Below are 21,299 nucleotides of genomic sequence, written 5' to 3'. Positions count from 1 at the left end.
AGCGCATCAGTGCGGGTACAGCGGCGGCAGCGCGCTGGCCGTGGTCTGCTGCTGCACCTGGCGCGCCGGCAGCGCGCGGATCGCCTTCCACAGGTCCTCGCCCTGCCAGTGCTGGCCGCTCTCGCTGTAGAGCGCGCCGTTCAGACCGTCCATCGCATCCGACAGCGGCACGAAGCGCGCCGCCATCTCCGCCAGGGTTTCCGGCTGCTGGCGCGCCCAGGCGTCCAGCGCCTGGCGGGTCGCCTGCGGGTCGTTGGCCTGGCAGGCGCGCTTGAGGTCGTCCAGCAGCGTGCGCGGGCTCGGCCCGGTCTGCACCGTCGGCAGGATCGCCGGCTGGCGGCGGGCGTGCCACCACAGGCCGAAGCCCAGCAGCGTGGTCAGCGCCAGGATCAGCGTCGCCAGTTGCCAGGGCCACAGCGGCGGGCCGGCTTGGGTCGGCTGGTCGGCACCGGGTGTTTCCACCGGGGCTTCCGGCTCCATCGCCGGGTTCACCGCCACCTCCAGGGTGCGGGCCGGCAGGCGGCTGTGCTCCAGGCGGTCGTCCCGGGTGTTCCACCACACCACGTCCACTGCCGGCAGCTCGATGCGCCCGGCCGCCGTGGGCACCAGCGCCTCGCGCTCCTCGCGGCTGCCGGTCACTCCGCGCTCGCCCACCTCATTGGCCAACTGAGGCTGGTCCGGGTAGCGGCGCAGGTCATTGGCGCTGGTGGCCGGCAGCGCCGGGATCTGCGCGCTGGAGAGCCCTTCGGTCTTCACCATCAGGCTGCGGGTCAGGGAATCGCCGACCTGCGCCTTGTCCGGCTCCGGGCTCCAGGCTTCCACCAGGGTCAGGTTGCGCGCCGGCAGCCACGGCGCATCGGCCGGGTAGTCCGCCGGGCGCGGCTTCACCGCCAGGGGGATCTGTGGCGAGCTGACCCGCGTCAGGCGGCCCGGGCGCGGCCCGAAGGGCTGGTAGGCGTCCTGGCTGCTGCGTTCGGCCAGGGTCGCGCTGAACACCTGGGAGGGGATCATCAGTTGGCCGCTCTTCTGCGGGAAGATCGCGTAGCGCAGCTCGATCACCCCATGGCGCACGCCGTTGATCTCCTTCTCGTAGGTGCGCGGCTCACCCAGTTGCTCGATGCGCGCATCGGCCATCTGCAGCGGCGTCAGGCTGCTGTCGTCGTACAGCGAGACCGAGTGGTAGATGCGCAGGGTGAGGATGGCCTGGGCCTGCACGTAGACGCTTTCCTGGTCCAGGCTGGCGTCGATGAACACCGGTGCCAGCTTGCCGGAGTCCGCGTTGGGGTCGTTCTTCTGGATGTGCAGCGGGATCGGCTGGGTCTCGGCCTCGCCCAGCTTCAGCGGCGGGATGACCACATAGCCGGTCTGCTTCGGCTGCAGGGTGACGATCCAGCGGGTGGCACGGTTGCTTTGGCCGTTGAGGGTGCTCAGGCGGTTGATCTGGCGGGTGCCGAGGACATCGAACAGCGACTCCAGCGGCGACAGGTCCGGCTTGCCGAACAGCGTCGGGTCGGAGGACTCCAGCACCAGCTCCACTGTCTCGCCTTCGCTGAGGCGGGTGCGGTCGACGCTGGCGGTGAAGCCGGCGGCGTGGGCGAGGCTGGCCAGCAGGAGGAGGATCAGGGCGCAGGTCAGGCGCTTCATTCTTGGTTTTCCTGGCGGCGTTGCTGTTCGTACCAGAACTTGCGGCGCAGCAGTTCGGCGGGGTCGTCGGGAATCTGTCGCAGCCACTGCTCCAGGGACTGGCGGCGTTCGTCGCCCAGGGGCTCGTGCTCGCTGTCCAGCGCTTGTGGCTCGCCGTCCGGTTCGGAGGGCTGGGCGTTGGCCGCTTGCTGGTCCTGGCCGCCGGCACCCTGGCCGTTCTTCTGCTCGGCCTCTGCGGCCTGCGGGTCCTGGCCGGAGTCGGGCTGGGCGTCCTGCTCCGCCGGTTGGGGCGTGCCCTTGGGCGCGTCCTGGGCGGCATCGTCCTGGCCGGTCTGTTGCTGCTGTTGTGGCGTGGAGGTGGGCTGGGGCTGCTCGGCCTGGGCCTGGCGCTGCTTCAGCAGCGCCTCCACCAGGGCCTTGTTCTTCAACGCCGGCTGCAGGTCGGGCTGACGCTCCAGGGCCGAATCGTAGGCATCCAGCGCGGCTTCCAGTTGCTCGGCCTTGGCCAGGGCATTGCCTCGGTTGTAGTGATCGGCGGCGCTGTCGCCGGCGGCGAAGCGCTCGGCAGCCTCGCCGTACTGGCCAGCCTGGTAGAGGGCATAGCCCTGCCAGGCGCGGTCCTGGAAGCGCTGTGCGGCCTCTGCCGGTTGCTGCGCTTCCAGCAGGCGCTGGCCCTGCTGGTCGGCGCGCAGCCACAGGTCGTCCAGCTCGAAGGCCAGGGCAGGGCGGGGCAGCACGAAGAACAGCGGCAGGCAGAAGATCCAGCCCCGGCGGCCGGCGCAGGCGGCGATCAGCAGCAGCGGCAGCAGCAGCCAGTGGCCCTGGTCGGCCCAGGCTTCCAGGCGGGTGGTCTCGCCGCTGTCACGCAGGGTGGTGGCCCCGCCGAGCAGGCCCAGGTTGCGCAGGTCGCGCTCATCCACCCGGGCCGTGGCGTACTTGCCGCCCAGGTCGCCGGCGAAGCGCTTGAGCCCCTGTGCGTCCAGGCGCGGCAGGAGGATGGCGCCCTGGGCGTCCTTGAGGAAGCCGCCGTTGTCCTGGGCGATGGGCGCGCCCTGGGCGGTGCCGATGCCGAGGATCGACAAGCGGTCACTGCGCGAGCCGAGGGCCTTGCGGATGCCAGTGCGCTCGGCCTCGCTGAGGCCATTGGTGATCAGCAGCAGCCGGCCCTGGCCGCGGGCCCCCTGCTCCAGCAGCGCCAGGGCCTTCTGCACCGCCAGGTCGGCGCGCTGGCCGGGCTCGGGCATGATCGCCGGCTTGAGGGCGTCCAGCAGGTTGCCGGCGGTCATCAGGTCGTCCGACAGCGGCACCAGGCTGTGGGCGCTGCCGGCGTAGACGACGATGGCCGTCTGCGCGTCGCGGCGGGCGTCCAGCAGGTCGCGCAGCTTGCGCTTGGCGTGTTCCAGGCGGCTGGGCGGCACGTCGCCGGCGAGCATCGAGGGGGTCAGTTCGAGAATCACCACCAGCGGGTCGGCGCGTTTCTGGGTGCTTTGCTCCACCCGCTGCCAGCTGGGGCCGAGCAGCGCCAGCAGGCCCAGCAGCCAGGCCAGGCCGAGGGCGATCCACGGCAGCCGGCTGCCGCGCTGGCGCCCGCCACCCAGCAGCCAGGGCTGGAAGTGCAGGGGCAGCAACTGCTGCCAGCGGCCGGTGCGGCGTTCGCGGTGCAGCAGCTGCCAGAGCAGCCACAGCAGCAGGGGCAACAGCAGCAGCCACAGCGGGCGCGACCAGTGGGGCCAGAGTTCGCTCATGAGCGCCTCCAGCGGTTGCGGGCCCAGGCCAGCCCCTGCTGGGGCAGGTCGGGCCAGAGTTCACGGGCGATCAGCACCAGGCTCAGCAGCAACGCCAGCCCCAGTGGCCAGCAGTACAGCGCCAGGGCCGGGCGTGCCTGGCTGGGCAACTGGCTCACCGGTTCGAGCGTGTCCAGTGCCAGTTCGATCTCGGTCAGCTCCTGGCTGGAGCGGGCGCGGAAGTACTGGCCGCCGGTCTGCTCGGCGATCTGCCGCAGGGTGGGCTCGTCCAGGTCCAGCGCCGGGTTGAGGCCGAACAGACCGGGTATGCCGCTCTGCTCGGGGTCGGCGCCGATGCCGATGGTGTAGATCTTCACGCCTTCCTCGGCGGCCAGGCGCGCGGCGGTCAAGGGCTCGATCTGGCCGCCGGTGTTGGCGCCGTCGGTCACCAGCACCAGCACGCGGCTGTTGGCCGGGCGCTGGCGCAGGCGCTTCACCGCCAGGCCGATGGCGTCGCCGATGGCGGTGTTCTTGCCGGCGATGCCGATCAGCGCCTCGTCCAGCCACACGTGCACGGTCTTCCGGTCGAAGGTCAGCGGTGCCTGCAGGTAGGCCTGACTGCCGAAGAGGATCAGGCCGATGCGGTCGCCCACCCGGCCGTCGATGAACTCGCCCATCAGGTGCTGCACCAGCGCCAGACGGCTGACCGGCTTGCCGTCCAGGCGCATGTCGGCGTAGTCCATGGAGCCGGACACATCCACCGCCACCAGCAGGTCGCGGCCGCTGGCCGGCAGCGGCTGTGGCTCGCCGACCCACTCGGGGCGCGCGGCGGCGCACAGCAGCAGCAGCCAGAGCAGGGCGAAGGGCGCCTGCTGGCGCCAGGCCGGCAGGTTGGCTCGGGCGCGGCGCCCGGCGAGGGCCTCCAATTCGCCGAGGAAGCTGACCTTCAGCGCCGCCTCGCCGCTGTCGGCCGGCGGCAGCAGCACCCGCAGCAGCCAGGGCAGCGGCGCCAGCAGGAAGATCCAGGGCCAGGCCAGCTCAAACATGCTTGCGTATCCAGGTTTCGACGGCCTGGTGCAGGCCGGCGATGGCCTTGTCGTCGAGTTTGCACTGCGGGCGGTAGGCGCCCTCCACCAGCACCATCCAGCGGGTCAGGCCGGCGGCGGGGCAGCGGTTGTCCAGGTAGGCCAGCCAGGCGCGGCCGTTCAGGGTCAGCACCTGGGCGTCGGGGTAGCGTTGCCGGCACAGGCGCTTGAGCAGCGCATTGAGTTGCTGCAGCCAGGGGCCGGCATGGGCGCCGTCGTAGGGTTTGGCCAGTTGTGCCAGCTCCTGCAGCGCGGCCTCGCGCATCGGGTCCAGGGGCTGGGCCTGCTCGGCCTCCTGGCGCTGCCGCGACAGCCGCCGGGCCAGGCGCCAGGCGCTCCAGACCAGCAGCGGCAGCAGCACGGCGAGCAGCCACCAGCCCGGCGCCGGGGGCCAGAACGGCACGGGCGCGGGGGCGATCAGGGGTTCGAGCTGGTCCAGCGGGTTCATCGCCGCGCCCCACGCTGCAGGTGGTCGCGCAACTGGTCGACCATTTCTTCCTGGGTGGACAGCGGCAGCAGCAGCACCCCCAGGCGCAGGGCCAGGCGCTGCCAGCGGGCACGGCGGGCCTCGCCCTGTTCGCGGTAGGCCTGGCGCAGCTCGGGGTTGTGGGTATCCAGCTCCAATTGGGCCCCCAGCTCGCTGAAGCGCAGCAGCCCGGCGGCCGGCAGCGCGTGGTCGAGGGGGTCGGACAGCGGCAACAGAATCAGGTCGGTGTGCCGGGCCAGCAGTGCCAGTTGCTGTTCGGCAGTGTCCGAGAGGGTGCGCTCGTCGCAGAGGATCACCACCAGGCTGCCGGGGCGCAGCACCTCGCGGGCACGGCGCAGGGCCAGGCTGAACCCTTCGCGGGGCGTCGCCTGGGCGGTGCCCAGACCCTGGTTGGCGCGCACCAGGCGGTTGAGCAGTTGCAGCAGGCTCTGCTTGCTGCGCCGGGGCTTGATCTCGTGGTGCTCGGCATCGCTGAAGACCAGCCCACCGATGCGGTCGTTGTGGCCCAGGGCGGCCCAGCCGATGAGGCTGGCGGCGTGGGCGGCGAGCACCGACTTGAACATCCGCCCGGAGCCGAAGAACAGCCGCTGGCTCTGCTCGACGACGATGAACACCGGGCGCTCGCGCTCCTCGTGGAACAGCTTGGTGTGGGGCTCCTGGGTGCGCGCGGTGACGCGCCAGTCGATGGTGCGCACGTCATCGCCCGGCTGGTAGACGCGCACCTGGTCGAAGTCGACCCCGCGCCCGCGCAGCTTGGAGTGGTGCAGGCCGATCAGCGGGCTGCGCCGCGAGGGCGTGGAGAACAGTTGCACCTCGCGCACGCGGTGGCGGATCTCGATCAGCTCGGCGAGGCTGACCTGCACGCCGGGGACGGCTGCCGGGCTGGTCATGGCGTCAGGCGACGGCGACCACGTCGAGGATGCGTTGCAGCACGCGGTCCTGGTCGATCCCCGCGGCCTCGGCCTCGAAGGTGAGGATCAGGCGATGGCGCAGCGCATCGAAGAGCACCGCCTGGATGTCCTCGGGGCTGACGAAGTCGCGCCCGGCCATCCACGCATGGGCCCGCGCGCAGCGGTCCAGGGCGATGGAGCCGCGCGGGCTGGAACCGTAGGCCAGCCACTCGGCCAACTCGGCGTCGAACTTGGCCGGGGTGCGCGTGGCCATCACCAGTTGCACCAGGTACTCCTCCACAGCGTCGGCCATGTACAGGCCGAGGATTTCCTTGCGTGCGGCGAAGATCGCCTGCTGGCTGACCTGGTGCTCGGGGCGGGTCTCACCGTTGAGGGCGACGCCACGGGCCTGCTGGAGGATCTTGCGTTCCACCGAGGCTTCGGGGAAGCCGATCTTCACGTGCATCAGGAAGCGGTCGAGCTGGGCCTCGGGCAGCGGGTAGGTGCCTTCCTGCTCGATGGGGTTCTGGGTCGCCATCACCAGGAACAGCGGCGGCAGGTCGTAGGTGGAACGGCCGATGGACACCTGGCGCTCGGCCATGGCTTCCAGCAGTGCGGATTGCACCTTGGCTGGCGCGCGGTTGATCTCGTCGGCCAGCACCAGGTTGTGGAAGATCGGTCCCTGCTGGAACACGAAGCTGCCGGTCTCCGGGCGGTAGATCTCGGTGCCGGTGATGTCGGCGGGCAGCAGGTCGGGGGTGAACTGGATGCGGTGGAACTCGGCCTCCACGCCTTCGGCGAGGTCCTTGATGGCCTTGGTCTTGGCCAGGCCCGGCGCGCCTTCCACCAGCAGGTGGCCGTCGGCGAGCAGTGCGATCAGCAGCCGATCGATGAGTTTTTCCTGACCGAGAATCTGGGTGGAAAGGTACTGTCGCAGGGCGACCAGTGCATCGCGGTGTTCCATCGTCGGGCTCGCTCGGGGTGGACGGGGGCAGCCTGGGCCCTCGGAGAAGGCGGGGTACTTTAATCCAAGCAGAGGTCGGCGGCTTAGGCGAGTACGCGAGCGCGCGTCGAAATCGTGACGGGCCGAGCGCTGTGCGCCCGGCCCGTCAGGGCTCAGGCGATCAGCTCGACCTTGCCGCTGGCCAGCCGGTAGACGCCGCCCACCACCTTCAGGCGGCCTTCGGCGACGGCGTCGCGTAGCAGCGTGGAGCGCTCGGTGAGCTGCTTGAGGTTGTCCCGCACGTTCTGCGCGATGGCGTTGTCCAGGGCGTTGCCCTCCTGCTTGAGCACCGCCTTCGCCGACGGCGCGATGGCCGCCGCCAGGGCCTGGATGTGGCCGGGGTAGCGGGCACCGTCGCGGGCCACCTTGAGGCCGGCTTCCACGGCGCCGCAGCCCTCGTGACCGAGCACCATCAGCAGCGGGATGCCAAGTACGGCCACGCCGTATTCCAGGCTGGCCAGGCCATCGTCATTGACGATGTTGCCGGCCACACGCACGGCGAAGAGGTCGCCCCGCGCGGTGTCGAAGGCGTACTCCGGAGCGATGCGCGAATCGGCACAGCTCAGCACCGCCGCGTAGGGGTTCTGGGCCGACACCAGCGCCTCGCGCTCGGTGAGGAAGTCGTGGCGGCGGGTCAGGCCTTCCACGTAGCGCTGGTTGCCCTGCCTCAGCCGGTCCAGCGCCGCGTCGGGGGCCAGGCGGTTCTGCGGCTTGGGCGGTGCCGCAGTCGGGTCGGCGGCCAGAGCGGTGTGGCTCAGCAGGGGCACGGCGGCGACGGCAGCGGCGGTCATCCCGGCCAGGCGCAGGAAGTGCCGGCGCTCCGGGCGGTCAGGGGTGTGGGGGTCGTGGCAGGTGCACATGGTGGGTGCTCCGGTGAGAAAGGGGAGTGGTGAGTGTAGGGGGCACACCGGTCCTGTCGCTGTGGGTGCGCTGTAGGCGTCACTGAAGCACTCATGTCGTCCTCCTTCCGTGAGCTGTGTCGGCTTGCTGAAGGTGGCTGTCCGAGATTGACCGAATATGTCGCAGGACTAAAAGCGTCGCACCGGGTGCCGCCCTTAATCTGTCCGCGAGGGTGACTGCCCGGTCCCAAGCGGTTCCGGCCCGTCACACTGCCTGAATCTCCTCCTGATCCATCACCGCGCGATAAGCGTTCTACGCTTAACCCCCAACAACAGAGCCAAGCGGAGCACAACCATGGCGTTCTTCACCGCGGCCAGCAAAGCCGACTTCCAGCATCAACTGCAGGTGGCACTGGCGCAGCACGTCAGCGAGCAGGTCTTGCCACAAGTAACCCTGTTCGCCGATCAGTTCTTCGGCATCATCGCCCTCGACGAACTCACCCAGCGGCGCCTGTCCGACCTGGTGGGCTGCACCCTGTCGTCGTGGCGCCTGCTGGAACGCTTCGATCCCGCCAAGCCCCAGATCCGCGCGTTCAACCCGGACTACGAGAAGCACGGCTGGCAGTCCACCCACACCGCCGTCGAAGTGCTGCACCCGGACATCCCCTTCCTGGTGGACTCGGTGCGCATGGAGCTGAACCGCCGCGGCTACAACATCCACACCCTGCAGAACAGCGTGCTCAGCGTGCGCCGCGACAAGAAGGGCGCGCTGCAGGAAGTGCTGCCCAAGGGCACCCAGGGCAAGGACGTGCAGCAGGAATCGCTGATGTTCCTGGAGATCGACCGGGTTGCCGCCCCCGCTGCTCTCAAGGTGCTGGAGAAGGCGCTGGAAGACGTGCTGGGTGAGGTGCGTGTCGCCGTCGCCGACTTCAAACCCATGACCGCCAAGGCCCGCGAACTGCTGGCCTGGCTGGACAAGGCCAAGCTGAAGGTGGACCCGGCCGAACTGGCCGAGGTGAAGGTCTTCATGAACTGGCTGGTGGACAACAACTTCACCTTCCTCGGCTACGAGGAGTTCACCGTGGTGGACGAGGGTGAGGCCGGCGGCCACCTGGTGTATGACGAGAAGTCCCTGCTGGGCGTTTCGCGCCTGCGCCGCGCCGGCCTGACCAAGGCCGACCTGCATGTCGAGCAGGAAGCCGTCGACTACCTGCGCGGCCCGGTGCTGCTGTCCTTCGCCAAGGCCGCCGAGCCGAGCCGCGTGCACCGCCCCGCCTACCCGGACTTCGTCTCCATCCGCGAACTGGACGCCAGGGGCCGGGTGGTCAAGGAATGCCGCTTCATGGGCCTGTACACCTCCGGCGTGTACGCCGACAGCGTCACCCGCATTCCCTACATCCGCGACAAGGTCGCCGAGATCCAGCGTCGCTCCGGCTTCGACCCCCGCGCCCACCTGGGCAAGGAACTGGGCCAGGTGCTGGAAGTGCTGCCCCGCGACGACCTGTTCCAGACCCCGGTGGACGACCTGTTCGCCACCGCCATGGCCATCGTGCAGATTCAGGAGCGCAACAAGATCCGCCTGTTCCTGCGCCGCGACCCCTACGGCCGCTTCGCCTACGCCCTGGCCTACGTCCCGCGTGACGTCTACTCCACCGAGAGCCGGGTGAAGATCCAGCAGATCCTCATGGATCGCCTGCAGGCGACCGACTGCGAGTTCTGGACCTTCTTCTCCGAGTCCGTGCTGGCCCGCGTGCAGTTCATCCTGCGCCTGGACCCGAAGAACAAGGCCGTGGTCGATCCCGTGCGCCTGGAGAAGGAAGTCATCCAGGCTTGCCGTTCCTGGAAGGACGACTACGCCAGCCTGATCAACGAAACCTTCGGCGAGGCCAAGGGCACCCGCGTGCTGGCCGACTTCCCGAAAGGCTTCCCCGCCGGCTACCGCGAGCGCTTTGCAGCGCACTCGGCGGTGGTCGACATGCAGCACCTGTACAGCCTGTCCGAGCAGCGCCCACTGGTGATGAGCTTCTACCAGCCGCTGACCCAGGGCGAGCAGTTGCTGCACTGCAAGCTCTACCACGCCGACACGCCGCTGCCGCTGTCCGACGTGCTGCCGATCCTGGAGAACCTCGGCCTGCGCGTGCTGGGCGAGTTTCCCTACCGCCTGACCCGCCAGGACGGCCGTGAATTCTGGGTCCATGACTTCGCCTTCACCGCCGCTGCCGGCGTCGAGGTGGACATCCAGGAACTCAACGACACCCTGCAGGACGCCTTCGTCCACATCGTCGGCGGCGACGCCGAGAACGACGCCTTCAACCGCCTGGTGCTGACCGCCTCCATGCCCTGGCGCGACGTGGCTCTGCTGCGCGCCTATGCCCGCTACCTGAAGCAGATCCGCCTGGGCTTCGACCTGTCCTACATCGCCAGCACCCTGCTCAACCACACCAACATCGCCAAGGAACTGGTGCGGCTGTTCAAGACCCGCTTCTACCTGGCCCGCAAGCTCTCCGCCGAGGACCTGGAAGACAAGCAGCAGAAGCTCGAACAGGCCATCCTCGGCGAGCTGGACAACGTCGCCGTGCTCAACGAGGACCGCATCCTGCGGCGCTACCTCGACCTGATCAAGGCGACCCTGCGCACCAACTTCTACCAGCCCGACGCCAACGGCCAGAACAAGGGCTACTTCAGCTTCAAGCTGAGCCCGCGGCTGATCCCCGACATCCCGCGTCCGGTGCCCAAGTTCGAGATCTTCGTCTACTGCCCGCGCGTCGAAGGCGTGCACCTGCGCTTCGGCGACGTCGCCCGCGGCGGCCTGCGCTGGTCCGACCGCGAGGAAGACTTCCGTACCGAAGTGCTGGGTCTGGTCAAGGCGCAGCAGGTGAAGAACGCCGTCATCGTGCCCATGGGTGCCAAGGGTGGCTTCATCCCCCGGCGTCTGCCGGTGGGCGGCAGCCGTGACGAGATCCAGGCCGAGGCCATCGCCTGCTACCGCATCTTCATCAGCGGCCTGCTGGACATCACCGACAACCTCAAGGACGGCCAGGTGGTGCCGCCGGCCAACGTGGTGCGCCACGACGCCGATGACCCCTACCTGGTGGTGGCGGCCGACAAGGGCACCGCGACCTTCTCCGACATCGCCAACGGCATCGCTCAGGAATACGGCTTCTGGCTGGGCGACGCCTTCGCCTCCGGCGGCTCTGCCGGCTACGACCACAAGGGCATGGGCATCACTGCCAAGGGTGGCTGGGTCTCGGTGCAGCGGCACTTCCGCGAGCACGGCATCGACGTGCAGAAGGACAACATCACCGTCATCGGCATCGGCGACATGGCCGGCGACGTGTTCGGCAACGGCCTGCTGCTGTCGGACAAGCTGCAGCTGGTGGCCGCCTTCAACCACATGCACATCTTCATCGACCCCAACCCGGACGCCGCCAGCAGCTTCGTCGAGCGCAAGCGCATGTTCGACCTGCCGCGTTCCTCCTGGGCCGATTACGACACCAAGCTGATCTCCGAAGGCGGCGGCATCTTCCTGCGCAGCGCCAAGAGCATCGCCATCAGCCCGCAGATGAAGGAGCGCTTCGACATCCAGGCCGACAAGCTGACCCCCACCGAGCTGCTCAACGCCCTGCTCAAGGCCCCGGTGGACCTGATCTGGAACGGCGGTATCGGCACCTACGTCAAGTCCAGCAAGGAAAGCCACGCCGACGTCGGCGACAAGGCCAACGACGCCCTGCGCGTGGACGGCCGCGAACTGCGCGCCAAGGTGGTGGGCGAGGGCGGCAACCTGGGCATGACCCAGCTCGGCCGCGTGGAATTCGGCCTCACCGGCGGTGCCAGCAACACCGACTTCATCGACAACGCCGGTGGCGTGGACTGCTCCGACCACGAGGTGAACATCAAGATCCTGCTGGGTGAGATCGTCGCGGCCGGCGACATGACCGGCAAGCAGCGCAACACCCTGCTGGCGAAGATGACCGACGCCGTCTCCAACCTGGTGCTCGGCAACAACTACAAGCAGACCCAGGCCCTCTCCCTGGCCCAGCGCCGCGCCCGCGAGCGCATCAGCGAGTACAAGCGCCTGATCGCCGCTCTCGAAGCCGCCGGCAAGCTGGACCGTGCCCTGGAGTTCCTGCCCAGCGACGAGGAACTCAACGAGCGCCTCGCCAACGGCCAGGGTCTGACCCGTCCCGAGCTGTCGGTGCTGATCTCCTACAGCAAGATCGACCTCAAGGAATCGCTGCTCAAATCCCTGGTGCCGGACGACGACTACCTCGCCCGCGAGATGGAGACCGCCTTCCCGCCGCTGCTGGCCGAGAAGTACGGCGAGGCCATGCGCCGCCATCGCCTGAAGCGCGAGATCATCAGCACCCAGATCGCCAACGACCTGGTCAACCACATGGGCATCACCTTCGTGCAGCGCCTGAAGGAGTCCACCGGCATGAGCGCCGCCAACGTCGCCGGCGCCTACGTGGTGGTGCGCGACGTGTTCCGCCTGGCGCACTGGTGGAAGCAGATCGAGGCCCTGGACTACAAGGTGCCCGCCGAACTGCAACTGACCCTGATGGACGAGCTGATGCGCCTCGGCCGCCGCGCCACCCGCTGGTTCCTGCGCAGCCGCCGCGAAGACCAGAACGCCGCCCGTGACGTCGGCCACTTCGGCCCCCGCGTCGCCGAACTGGCCGGCCGCCTGGACGAACTGCTGGAAGGCCCCGCCCGCGAGCAGTGGCTGGCCCGCTACCAGGCCTACGTCGAAGCCGGCGCACCGGAGGAACTGGCCCGCGTCGTCGCCGGCACCAGCCACCTGTACACGCTGCTGCCGATCATCGAAGCCGCCGACGTCACCGGCAAGGATGCCGCCGAAGTGGCGGCCGCCTACTTCGCCATCGGCGGCGCGCTGGACCTGTCCTGGTACCTGCAGCAGATCACCGGCCTGCCGGTGGAGAACAACTGGCAGGCGCTGGCCCGCGAAGCCTTCCGCGATGACCTCGACGGTCAGCAGCGGGCGATCACCATTTCTGTGCTGCAGATGGCCGATGCCCCGGCGGACATGGACGAGCGTGTCGCGCTCTGGCTGGAACAGCACCGCCCGCTGGTGGAGCGCTGGAAGGTGATGCTCACCGAACTGCGCGCCGCCACCGGCACGGACTACGCGATGTACGCCGTGGCCAACCGTGAGCTGATGGACCTGGCCCTGAGCGGCCAGCACGGGGTGAACATCCCCTGATGCCCGGTCGACCCTGAGTTGTTGTGCTCTCAGCCCCGCCTGTGTGCGGGGCTTTTTTTCGGCTGCCTGCCCGTTGCGCGGCAGGCACTGCCACACCAGCCTGCCGAGGCGTGCCTCAGAGGAACTCGGCGCGAATGCGGTCGAGGTCCAGCGGGTCGATGTCGCCGTCGGGTCCGAAGCGCAGGTCGGCCTCGGCGGGGTCGTCCACCTCGCTGCCACGGGCCTCGGCGTGCAGCTCGAACAGGGTGTGGAGATCCGGCGTGGCCAGGTCGCTCATGGCCCGGAGCATCAGGGCGATGCCGCTGAGGTTGTTGGCCACGTTGTTCCAGCGCGGGTAGCCGCCCAGGCCGATGTCGGTCCAGATCACCTGCCGCGCCTCCAGGTCGAGGATGAAGGGCAGGCAGGTCTGCTGGTCGCTGGCCAGGTCCAGGCGGTCTTCCACGGTGCGTGCCTCGAAGGGCTGCCCGGAGTTCACCTGGTCACGGGCCATCCAGCCGGCGAAGCACTCCGGCAGGTCGCAATAGGGCTGGCGGGTGTAGCTGTTGATGCAGGTGACCACGAAGCGGATGCCGCGTTTGCGCAGCAGCTCCAGGCCCAGGTCGATGAATTCCGCCGCGCCGTTCGGGGCGTCGACGATGTCGCCGCTGTGGTGCCCGCCGTAGTGGCGCAGGTTGTAGTAGGACACCAGGTCGCGGTAGCCGAAGCCGCCATCGAAGAACGCCGCCGAGAGGTCGATGTCGGTGCGCTCGCGGCCGTTGGTCCACCAGAGGAACAGGCGGATGAAGCGGGTGTCCGGCAGCGGCAGGCGGCTGCCGCGCACCAGGGTGCGCAGTGCCTTGGCGGCCGAACGCTGGGCCAGCGGCACCTTCAGCTCCGCCAGCCGTGGGTCCAGGTAGCAGCGACCCAGCGGCGGGCGTGTGGCGAAGCGCGCCACCAGGGCCGCGCGCAGGTGAGCGATGACCTGGGTGCGCAGCGTGCCCGGCAGCGCCGGGCGTTGCTCCGGCGTGCACCAGGCGCGGGCGGCATCGCCCTTGGGGAAGAAGGTGCGCAGTGCGGCCTGGCCGCGGTGCTGGAAATGCGCCAGGGCCTGCAGCAGCACAGCGGTGGACACCTGCTCGGCCACGCGGGCGAAGGTGGCGAGGACGTCCTCGGGTTGGTCACCGCTGCGCAGCAGGTGGTCCAGCCGACGGGCCAGCTCACCGGGACGGGTGCGCAGCAGGCGGGTGGCGTCGGCGCTGTGGCCCGCCGCCAGGGCCTGTTCGACGCGGCTGTTGAACCCTTCGAAGGGGCGGTCTTCACGCAGCACCTGGAAGGCGTCCCAGGCCTGGGGGAAGCGCTCGCGCCACTGGCCGGGGTGCAGGGCTTCGCCCAGGCGCTTCCAGCGCTCCTTCCAGCGCAGCATGTCTTCCACCGGCGCCGGGCAGGCTTCCAACAGCCCCAGCAGCAGGCGCCGCTCGCGCCGCGCAAGGCCCTTGAAGCGGCAGGCCTGGGCCAGTGAGGCATCGCCCTCGCACAGGCACACGGCCAGGCGCAGCACATCGGTGGCGGTGCGCAGTTGGGCCCTGGCGAAGGCCTCGGCGCCATCGAACGGCCCATGGCGCAGCAGCAGCGCGGCGATCAGCGCGAGGTTTTCCTTGAACGGGATGCTTGCCGGCAGCAGCCGCATCACCCCCTCGCCATAGACGCTGACGAAGGTGCGCAGGTCGTCCCGGTCCTCCACCGACAGCGAGCTGCTGGAGGCAGCCAGGCGGGTGAAGATCGCCTCGCGCTCGGCCACGCTGCCCAGGCGGATCAGCCGGGGCGCGCGACCATTGAGTAGCGGCATGGGCGCGTCCGGCGTGGCCGGGTGTTCGCGAAGCAGGGTCAGGTAGTGGTGCAGCGCGCGCTGATACAGCGCGTACTCGGGCACCTGGCGCACGCTGCGGGGGAACTCGGGGAACAGGGGCCGGTACTGCCGGTGGGCACCGGTGAGCGCGGCCAGGGTGGTGCGCAGCTCGACCAGCACCTCGGCCAGTTGTGCCGTGGACTGGGTGGCCAGCCGCTCCACCAGGGGCTCGTCGAGCACGAAACCGAGGTTCTCCACCTCCTGCTGCACCATCACCACGTCCCTCGGGCTGGCACCGCCGGCCCCGGGCTCCAGTACGAAACGACGGCTGCGCCGCAGGAAGAGTCCGTTCACATCAGCTCCTGGAAATGAAAAAGCCCACCAGGCGGTGGGCGGTGTGGAAAGCGGGCACCCTAGTTTCAGAGGTAGAAGGAAGGACGCCCATAGCCACGGCGCGATGATAGTGCGGCTTCGGTCGGCAGGAAAACCGTCGAAGTCGCTAAGCTTCGACGCCTTCGCATTTCCAGGGGCGCCGCTCTGGTGGCGCTGCCCGGGCCGCGCCATCATTGCGCATTTTTTCGCAGGCCCTCGGGGGCGGGATGACGGCATGGAGCAGGGCATGGCATGGGAGGCGGCTTCGGGCGCCTGGTTGCACCTCGGGCAGGACGACGCGCCGCCGCGCTGCCTGGCCTTCTGTGGCGAGGTCCCGGCGCTGTGGCTGGTGCTGCTGGGCGGTGCCCGCGAGGTGCCGGCCGTCACCCCGGCCACGGCGGGTTACCAGGTGCCGGCCATTGGCCTGCGGGTGCCGCTGGAACAGGCCCTGGCCAACTGGCAGCGGCTGAGCGAGTGGCTGCAGGCGCACCCGCAGTTCTACCGCGTGCCCGCCCTGGGCCTGTGCCTGGCGGCGGTGGAGGCATGGTTGCGGACGGCAGCCGAGGACCAGGGCCTGGCCTGGCTGCAGGGCGACCTGGATGCCGTTTCCGGGCCGTTCGACCGCAACGCCCCCTCGCGCAGCGGCTTCTGGCGCTGGAACGCCGATGACCGGCTCCAGGCCCTGGCCGACGGCACGGCGGACCTGCACCGCCTCACCGGCGTGATGGATTTCGAGGAACTGGGCGAGTGGCACCGTGGGTTCGGCTTCGGCACCCTGCGTCACCCCTGGTTCGAAGCGCTGGGGCTGTTGGGTGGGTTCGCCGCGCTGGAGCACCCCTTCCCCGAGCTGCCGACCCGCGAGCCGGTGGAACATGACCCCTGGTGGGAGCACCGCTACCGGGCCCACGCCCAGGGCGGTCGCTGGGGCCTGGTCAGCCAGGCGGACGGCACCTGGCACGAGGCCCCGCGCTGGGACGCCATCCTGCCGGACCGCCACAGCTTCATCCGCGTCTGGGTACGCCAGGGCACGCTGTGGGGTGTGCTGCAGATCGAACCGTCGGTGGAGCTGCTGCTGGCCCCGCAATTCGACGCGGTGGTGGACAGCGCCAGCGACGACCACATGGTGGCCAGCCAGGGCGGCCTGCTGGGGCTGATGCACATTCCCAGCGGCCAGTGGCGGCTGACGCCGCGCTTTCCCGAACTGCGCCGGGAAACCGAAGACCTGCTGCGGGCCCGGGAGGGGGCGCACTATGGCTTCCTCGACCTCGACGGTCAGTGGCGGGCACCGCCCCGCTACCAGGACACACGGCCCTTCGGTGGCACGCTCGCCTTCGATGCCCCGGGCCTGGCCTGGGTGATGGCGGACGGCCGCTGGGGCCTGCTGGACGAGCTGGGCCAGGAGCGCCTGGCCTGCCGTTACGACCAGGTGGAGTGGCGGAAGGAACACGACCATCGCGGCTGGCGCGTGTGGCGGGACGGCCGCCAGGGCTGGGTCGGCATCGACGGCCGCGAGGCGGTGCCCTGCGAATGGGATGAGGTGGACTGCTACGAGCCCTACCGGCACCCCCTGCAGGCCGAGGGCATTTACCGGGTGACCCGCAACGGCCTGCACGGCCTGCTGCCGGCGCTGGGCGACTGGCGTGTGGCCCCGTGCTACACGGAGATCGAACCGCTGGGGCTCGGCCAGGGGGCCGCGCCGTTGCCGGCCGACCCCTGGCGCAATGCGCCGGAACCGGACGGCAGCCTGGCGGCGTGGATCGCCGAGGGCGGTGGCGAGCCCGACGCGCCGCGGCTGCTGATCCGTGTGCGCGATCAGCAGGGGTGCGCGGTGATCGACGAACGCGAACGGCAGTGGGTGCCGCCGTCGCCGGGGCGGGTGGAAACCCTGGGCAACGGCAACCAGCGCTGGCTGAAGCGCACCGATGAGCAGGACCGTCAGCAGCTCTGGAGCCTGGCCCGTGGCGAGCCCGCGCTGCCCGGCTGGCACGCCGGGGTCGAGGTGCTGGAGCTGCCGGACCAGCCGCTGCTGCTGACCTTCGAACGCCTCGACGGCCCCGAGGGCTTCAGCTTGGGCCTGCGCCTGTGGCGGGAAACGGGCGAACTTGCGCTGGAAGGCTGCTTCAGTGCCCTGGCGGGGCAATCGTTCTGGTTGCCACGGCTGGACGATGACACCCGCGAACAACTGCTCGATGCCTGGAGCCGTGGGCAGGACGTACTGGCCGAGGCCTGGGAGGCGGGGCAGGCACAGTCCTGTTTCGTCTGCCCCGGCCAGCCCCGGCAGAGTGCCCAGGCGGCCTGGCAGGCGCGCTACCGGGCCGGCGATCTGCAGGCTGCGTTGGCCTTGTCGCGCCTGGCCGCTTCCCCGACCGAGGCCTACGCCTGGGCACGCCGGGCCTGTGCGCTGGATGGTGGCACGGGCACGCCGAGCGCGGGCGCCTGGTTACAGCTTGCGCGCCTGGTGCTGCAAGGCACGGGCGGAGACGACGCCCTGCTGACCGCCCGTGACTGGGTGGCGCGGGTGCGGGCGTCGGAGCACGAGCTGGACGAAGGCTTCGAGGCGGCGGCCCTGGAGCCGCGCCTGTGGCTGGACCCGGCTGCGGGCCCGGTGGACGGCGCGCGGGCCCTGGCAGCGGCCGATTACCTGGTGGCGGTGACCAGCGTGACCCAGGCGCTGCACCACGAGGGGCGCTACCTGCTGGGGCGCTGCCACCGCGAGGGGCAGGGCACGTCGGTGGACCTGGACGCCGCCCGCGAGCACTGGCGCATCGCCGCCGCCGACGGCCATGGCGCTGCCACCCGGGCGCTGGTGGAGCTGCTGGCCGAGCAGGCCTCGGCCGAGGACGACCAAGCCGCCGCCGAGCGCCTGTGGCTGGAGGCCCGGCAGCACGCCTGGAATTACCTGGAGCACCCCGGCGACGCCGGTGACGCGGCGGTGATCACCGCCTTGCACGGGTTCTGTGGCGAGCTGGAGCTGCTCAGCGAGCCCCTCGATTGGGCCGCCGCCGAATACCACCTGTTGCAGGCCGCCGAGGCGGGTCACCTGCCAGCCATGGGTTTGCTGGCGGTGGAGGTCTATCGCCGACGTGGGAGCCCGCTGCGCGATGGTCGTCAGGCCCGTGCCTGGGCGTTGCGCCATGCCGAGGCCAGTGGCGCGCTGCCGGCGGAAGCGCCGGCCGCCTGGCGCTGGCTGCTGGGCTGGTTCCTCTGGCTGCGGGGTTGAAGCGTGGGCCGCCCGGGCAGGCGGCCCGTGGGCATCAGTAGGTGATGCACACCGACTTCAGCTCGGTGAAGCCTTCGATGGCGGCGCGGCCGAACTCGCGGCCGATGCCGGAGTGCTTGTAGCCGCCGAAGGGCAGGTTGGGGTCCACCGGGACGTGGTTGTTGACCCAGACGGTGCCGGCCTCGATGCGCGGGATGAGGTCCATTACCCGGCCCAGGTCGTTGCTCCAGAGGCTCGCGGCCAGGCCGTAGGGGCTGTCGTTGACCATCTCCACGGCCTGGTCCAGATCGGTCCAGGGCAGCACCGACAGCACCGGGCCGAAGATTTCCTCACGGGCCGGGGTCATGGACTGGCTGACGTTGGCCAGCACGGTGGGCTCGACGAAGAAGCCCGGCAGGTCCGGCTGGCCGCCGCCGATGCAGACCCGCGCGCCCTGTTCCCGCGCCAGGCCCAGGTGATGCAGGACGTGCTGCTGGTGGCGGCGCGAGACCAGTGCGTTGATCTGCGCCTCCGGGTCCAGACCGGGGCCGACCTTCATGCCGGCGACACCGGCACAGAGCGCCTCGACGAAGGCGTCGTAGCGGCTGGCGTGCACGTACAGGCGCGAGGCCGCCGCGCACACCTGCCCCTGGTTGAGCAGGCCGCCGCCGATGGCGCCAGCCACGGCCTGCTCGATGTCGGCATCGGGCAGCACCAGCATGGGGTTCTTGCCGCCCAGTTCGAGGGTGAAGCGGGTCAGGTTGTCCAGCGCCGCGTGGCCGACCTTGCGGCCGACGGCGGTGGAGCCGGTGAAGGACACCTTGTTCACCAGCGGGTGGGCCACCAGGGCGGCCCCGGCGTCGGCCCCGCCCACCAGCACGTTGAACACCCCGGCCGGCACCCCGGCCTGGAGCGCCAGTTCGGCCAGGCGCAGGGCGGTCAGCGGGGTCTCGTCCGCCGGCTTGATGATGATGGTGCAGCCGCAGGCCAGCGCCGGCACCACCTTCCACAGGGCGATCATCATCGGGAAGTTCCACGGCACGATGCCGGCCACCACCCCGGCCGGTTCGCGGCGGGTGTAGGCGTTGAAGCGCGCACCGGCGGGCACCGGGATGGACACGTCGAGGGTCTGGCCTTCGATCTTGGTGGCCCAGCCGGCCATGTAGCGCATGTAGTTCACCGAGGCGCCCACTTCCACCGCGCGCGCCAGGTGGATGGACTTGCCCTGGTTGAGGGCTTCCAGCTGGGCCAGTTCTTCGCCATGGGCTTCCACCAGGTCGGCGAAGCGCAGCAGCACCCGCTCGCGCTCGGCCGGGGCCAGGCGGCTCCAGATACCGGAGCGGAAGGCAGCGCGGGCGGACTGCACGGCGGCATCCACCTGGTCCAGGTCGGCCTGGACGGTCTGTGCCAGCACCTCGCCGCTGGCGGGGTTGTGGATCGGCCGCAGGCTGCCCTGGGCGGGTTGCTGCTGGGCGCCGTCGATGAACGAGGCATGGTGGCGGGCGACGAAGGCGTCGACGGCGGGCAGGGTGGGAATCAGTGCGTGGCTCACGGGCGGCTCCGGGTTCGAGGCAGTTCAGGGAAGGCCCGGAAAGGGCGTTCCCCAGCTTACGAACCCCGCTGCGGCCCGGCTTGACTCTGCCTGCCAGGCGCACATGACCCTGCGTGCAGGGGCGGCGCCCCGTCATCCAGCGGCAACAGCACTGGCACGCAGGGTCAAGCCAGCCCATGGCGGCTGGGCGATAGTGAGCCTGCCGCTCGTGGGCGGCAGGCTTTACTTCATCAGCGCTCCGTTTTTCAGTTTTTGTGCCGCCGTGTTGGTCACCGGCGGCTTTTTTTCGCCTGCGGGTTTGTAGGCACGGTGATGCGGTTCGCCGAGCTCACCGCATCCTACGGACCAAGGGTTCCGTATAGTTCGCGTTTGGTAGTGCCGGGGGAACTATGGGAAAGGAGCGTTATTGATGTATCCAAGCGCATACGAGGCACCGGAAGAGATTCGGGCGCTGTCCGGACCCTGTGGGCCGTTGGCTGTCTGGATGGCGTTGAAACGCCATGGAGTGGAGGTCCCCGCTGAGGAAATCATCAAGCGGTGCCGCTACACCCCTGAAGAGGGGTGTTACACCGTTTGCTTGGCGGAGGCACTCGTTTCCTTTGGCCTGAGGGTCAGGTTTCACACTCAGCCGGATGACGATAAGCAACCAGGGGAGCTGCTTTCATACTCTGCGTTGGAGTGCACCTATCCTGCTGTTTCGTTGGCGACGTTGCATAAGTCGTTCATGCAAGGCGCCTGCGTGATCTTGTTCTACGCCACCTCGTCAGGGGCGCACTTTTCTCCGCTCGCCGGCATTCGGGCAAACAAGCTCCTCCTGGCCAATGATGCTGTTCCGCATATGCTCATATCCCGGTTCCGTCGCCGCTGGCGCGAGCCGGGCATTCTTAGGCAGGCCCTTGTGGTGTTCGGCAAGGAGATGTGAGCGTCCACTGCCTTGAAGTTCCGCGTAGGGTAGTGGGCCGGACTGATAGCCCCAAGGATGATGACCATGGCCCTCGTGCGTGTTGCCCGTTCCGATGATCTGCCGGCCGCGAGTGCGGTGTGCCTGGCGGCGTTCCGAGGCCGGGTAGCGCCGACACTGGGGGCGGAAGGGGTGGCCACTTTCGAGGCGCTGGCGCAGCCCGAGGCATTCGCGGCGCGGCAGGCCGGGGGTAATCGGTTGTGGGTGGCCGAGCACGCGGGGCGGGTGGTCGGGGTGGTGGAGCTGCGTGAGCAGCGGCACCTGTCGATGCTGTTCGTCGACCCGGGCTGCCAGGGGCAGGGCGTCGGTCGGGCGCTGGTGCAGGCCGTGGTCCCTGCGGTGCTGGCCGAGGGGCTGACGGTGAATGCCTCGCTGACCTCGGTGGAGGTTTACCGGCGCTTCGGTTTCACCTGCACGGGCGAGGTGTTCGAGCAGCGTGGCCTGGTGTGCCAGCCGATGGTGCTGGCACTGGAAGATCGCGCGCCCTGAACGCAGAA

The 21,299-nt window shown here is 69.7% G+C and carries 13 protein-coding genes; 4 read left to right on the top strand and 9 right to left on the bottom strand.

The window, feature by feature from the left end; translation table 11 throughout:
- Positions 1-6: 6 nt before the first annotated feature.
- The 7 genes from A7D27_RS03905 to A7D27_RS03875 form a co-directional block, all read right to left on the bottom strand.
- Positions 7-1,644, bottom strand: a complete 1,638-nt coding sequence (locus A7D27_RS03905) for a BatD family protein (RefSeq protein ID WP_069564136.1) — start codon at positions 1,642-1,644, stop codon at positions 7-9.
- Entirely contained in the window at positions 1,641-3,389 is a 1,749-nt protein-coding gene (locus A7D27_RS03900) for a VWA domain-containing protein (protein WP_069564135.1), read from the bottom strand. The genes A7D27_RS03905 and A7D27_RS03900 overlap by 4 nt, the downstream gene beginning before the upstream one ends.
- The gene (locus tag A7D27_RS03895; protein WP_069564134.1) at positions 3,386-4,414 is read right to left on the bottom strand and encodes a VWA domain-containing protein; all 1,029 of its coding nucleotides are present in this window, start codon (positions 4,412-4,414) and stop codon (positions 3,386-3,388) included. The genes A7D27_RS03900 and A7D27_RS03895 overlap by 4 nt, the downstream gene beginning before the upstream one ends.
- Positions 4,407-4,901, bottom strand: a complete 495-nt coding sequence (locus A7D27_RS03890) for a DUF4381 domain-containing protein (RefSeq protein ID WP_069564133.1) — start codon at positions 4,899-4,901, stop codon at positions 4,407-4,409. Before A7D27_RS03890 ends, A7D27_RS03895 begins: the two co-directional genes overlap by 8 nt.
- Positions 4,898-5,830 carry a DUF58 domain-containing protein gene (locus A7D27_RS03885; protein WP_069559638.1) on the bottom strand — a complete coding sequence of 311 codons (933 nt, stop codon included), beginning with the start codon at positions 5,828-5,830 and terminating at the stop codon, positions 4,898-4,900. Before A7D27_RS03885 ends, A7D27_RS03890 begins: the two co-directional genes overlap by 4 nt.
- Before the next feature lie 4 nt (positions 5,831-5,834).
- The gene (locus A7D27_RS03880; RefSeq protein WP_044412232.1) at positions 5,835-6,794 is read right to left on the bottom strand and encodes a MoxR family ATPase; all 960 of its coding nucleotides are present in this window, start codon (positions 6,792-6,794) and stop codon (positions 5,835-5,837) included.
- 152 nt (positions 6,795-6,946) lie between these two features.
- Entirely contained in the window at positions 6,947-7,693 is a 747-nt protein-coding gene (locus A7D27_RS03875; RefSeq protein WP_069559637.1) for a carbonic anhydrase, read from the bottom strand.
- Positions 7,694-8,027: 334 nt separating this feature from the next.
- On the opposite strand from A7D27_RS03875, the gene A7D27_RS03870 reads away from it, so the two are divergent.
- Positions 8,028-12,893 (top strand): NAD-glutamate dehydrogenase, encoded by a 4,866-nt coding sequence (locus A7D27_RS03870; RefSeq protein WP_069564132.1) that lies wholly within the window; start codon positions 8,028-8,030, stop codon positions 12,891-12,893.
- A 115-nt stretch (positions 12,894-13,008) separates the two neighbouring features.
- On the opposite strand, the gene A7D27_RS03865 is transcribed toward A7D27_RS03870, so the two are convergent.
- Positions 13,009-15,072, bottom strand: a complete 2,064-nt coding sequence (locus A7D27_RS03865) for a TerD family protein (protein ID WP_069564131.1) — start codon at positions 15,070-15,072, stop codon at positions 13,009-13,011.
- Positions 15,073-15,337: 265 nt separating this feature from the next.
- Here A7D27_RS03865 and A7D27_RS03860 point away from each other — a divergent pair, with 265 nt between their 5' ends.
- The gene (locus A7D27_RS03860; RefSeq protein ID WP_069564130.1) at positions 15,338-18,310 is read left to right on the top strand and encodes a WG repeat-containing protein; all 2,973 of its coding nucleotides are present in this window, start codon (positions 15,338-15,340) and stop codon (positions 18,308-18,310) included.
- A 34-nt stretch (positions 18,311-18,344) separates the two neighbouring features.
- Here A7D27_RS03860 and A7D27_RS03855 read toward each other — a convergent pair whose 3' ends face one another.
- Positions 18,345-19,841: an aldehyde dehydrogenase family protein gene (locus tag A7D27_RS03855; protein WP_069564129.1), complete on the bottom strand. Its 1,497-nt coding sequence runs from the start codon at positions 19,839-19,841 to the stop codon at positions 18,345-18,347.
- A 409-nt stretch (positions 19,842-20,250) separates the two neighbouring features.
- Between A7D27_RS03855 and A7D27_RS03850 the strand changes: the two genes are divergently transcribed.
- Positions 20,251-20,763, top strand: a complete 513-nt coding sequence (locus tag A7D27_RS03850) for a hypothetical protein (protein WP_069564128.1) — start codon at positions 20,251-20,253, stop codon at positions 20,761-20,763.
- 66 nt (positions 20,764-20,829) lie between these two features.
- The gene (locus A7D27_RS03845; protein WP_069564127.1) at positions 20,830-21,291 is read left to right on the top strand and encodes a GNAT family N-acetyltransferase; all 462 of its coding nucleotides are present in this window, start codon (positions 20,830-20,832) and stop codon (positions 21,289-21,291) included.
- Positions 21,292-21,299: the final 8 nt, after the last annotated feature.

It is taken from the genome of Pseudomonas sp. 1D4 (assembly GCF_001728925.1).
GTDB classification, from domain to species: domain Bacteria; phylum Pseudomonadota; class Gammaproteobacteria; order Pseudomonadales; family Pseudomonadaceae; genus Metapseudomonas; species Metapseudomonas otitidis.
Note: the sequence above shows the minus strand (reverse complement) of the source record. Positions and strands in the feature narration are given on the sequence as shown.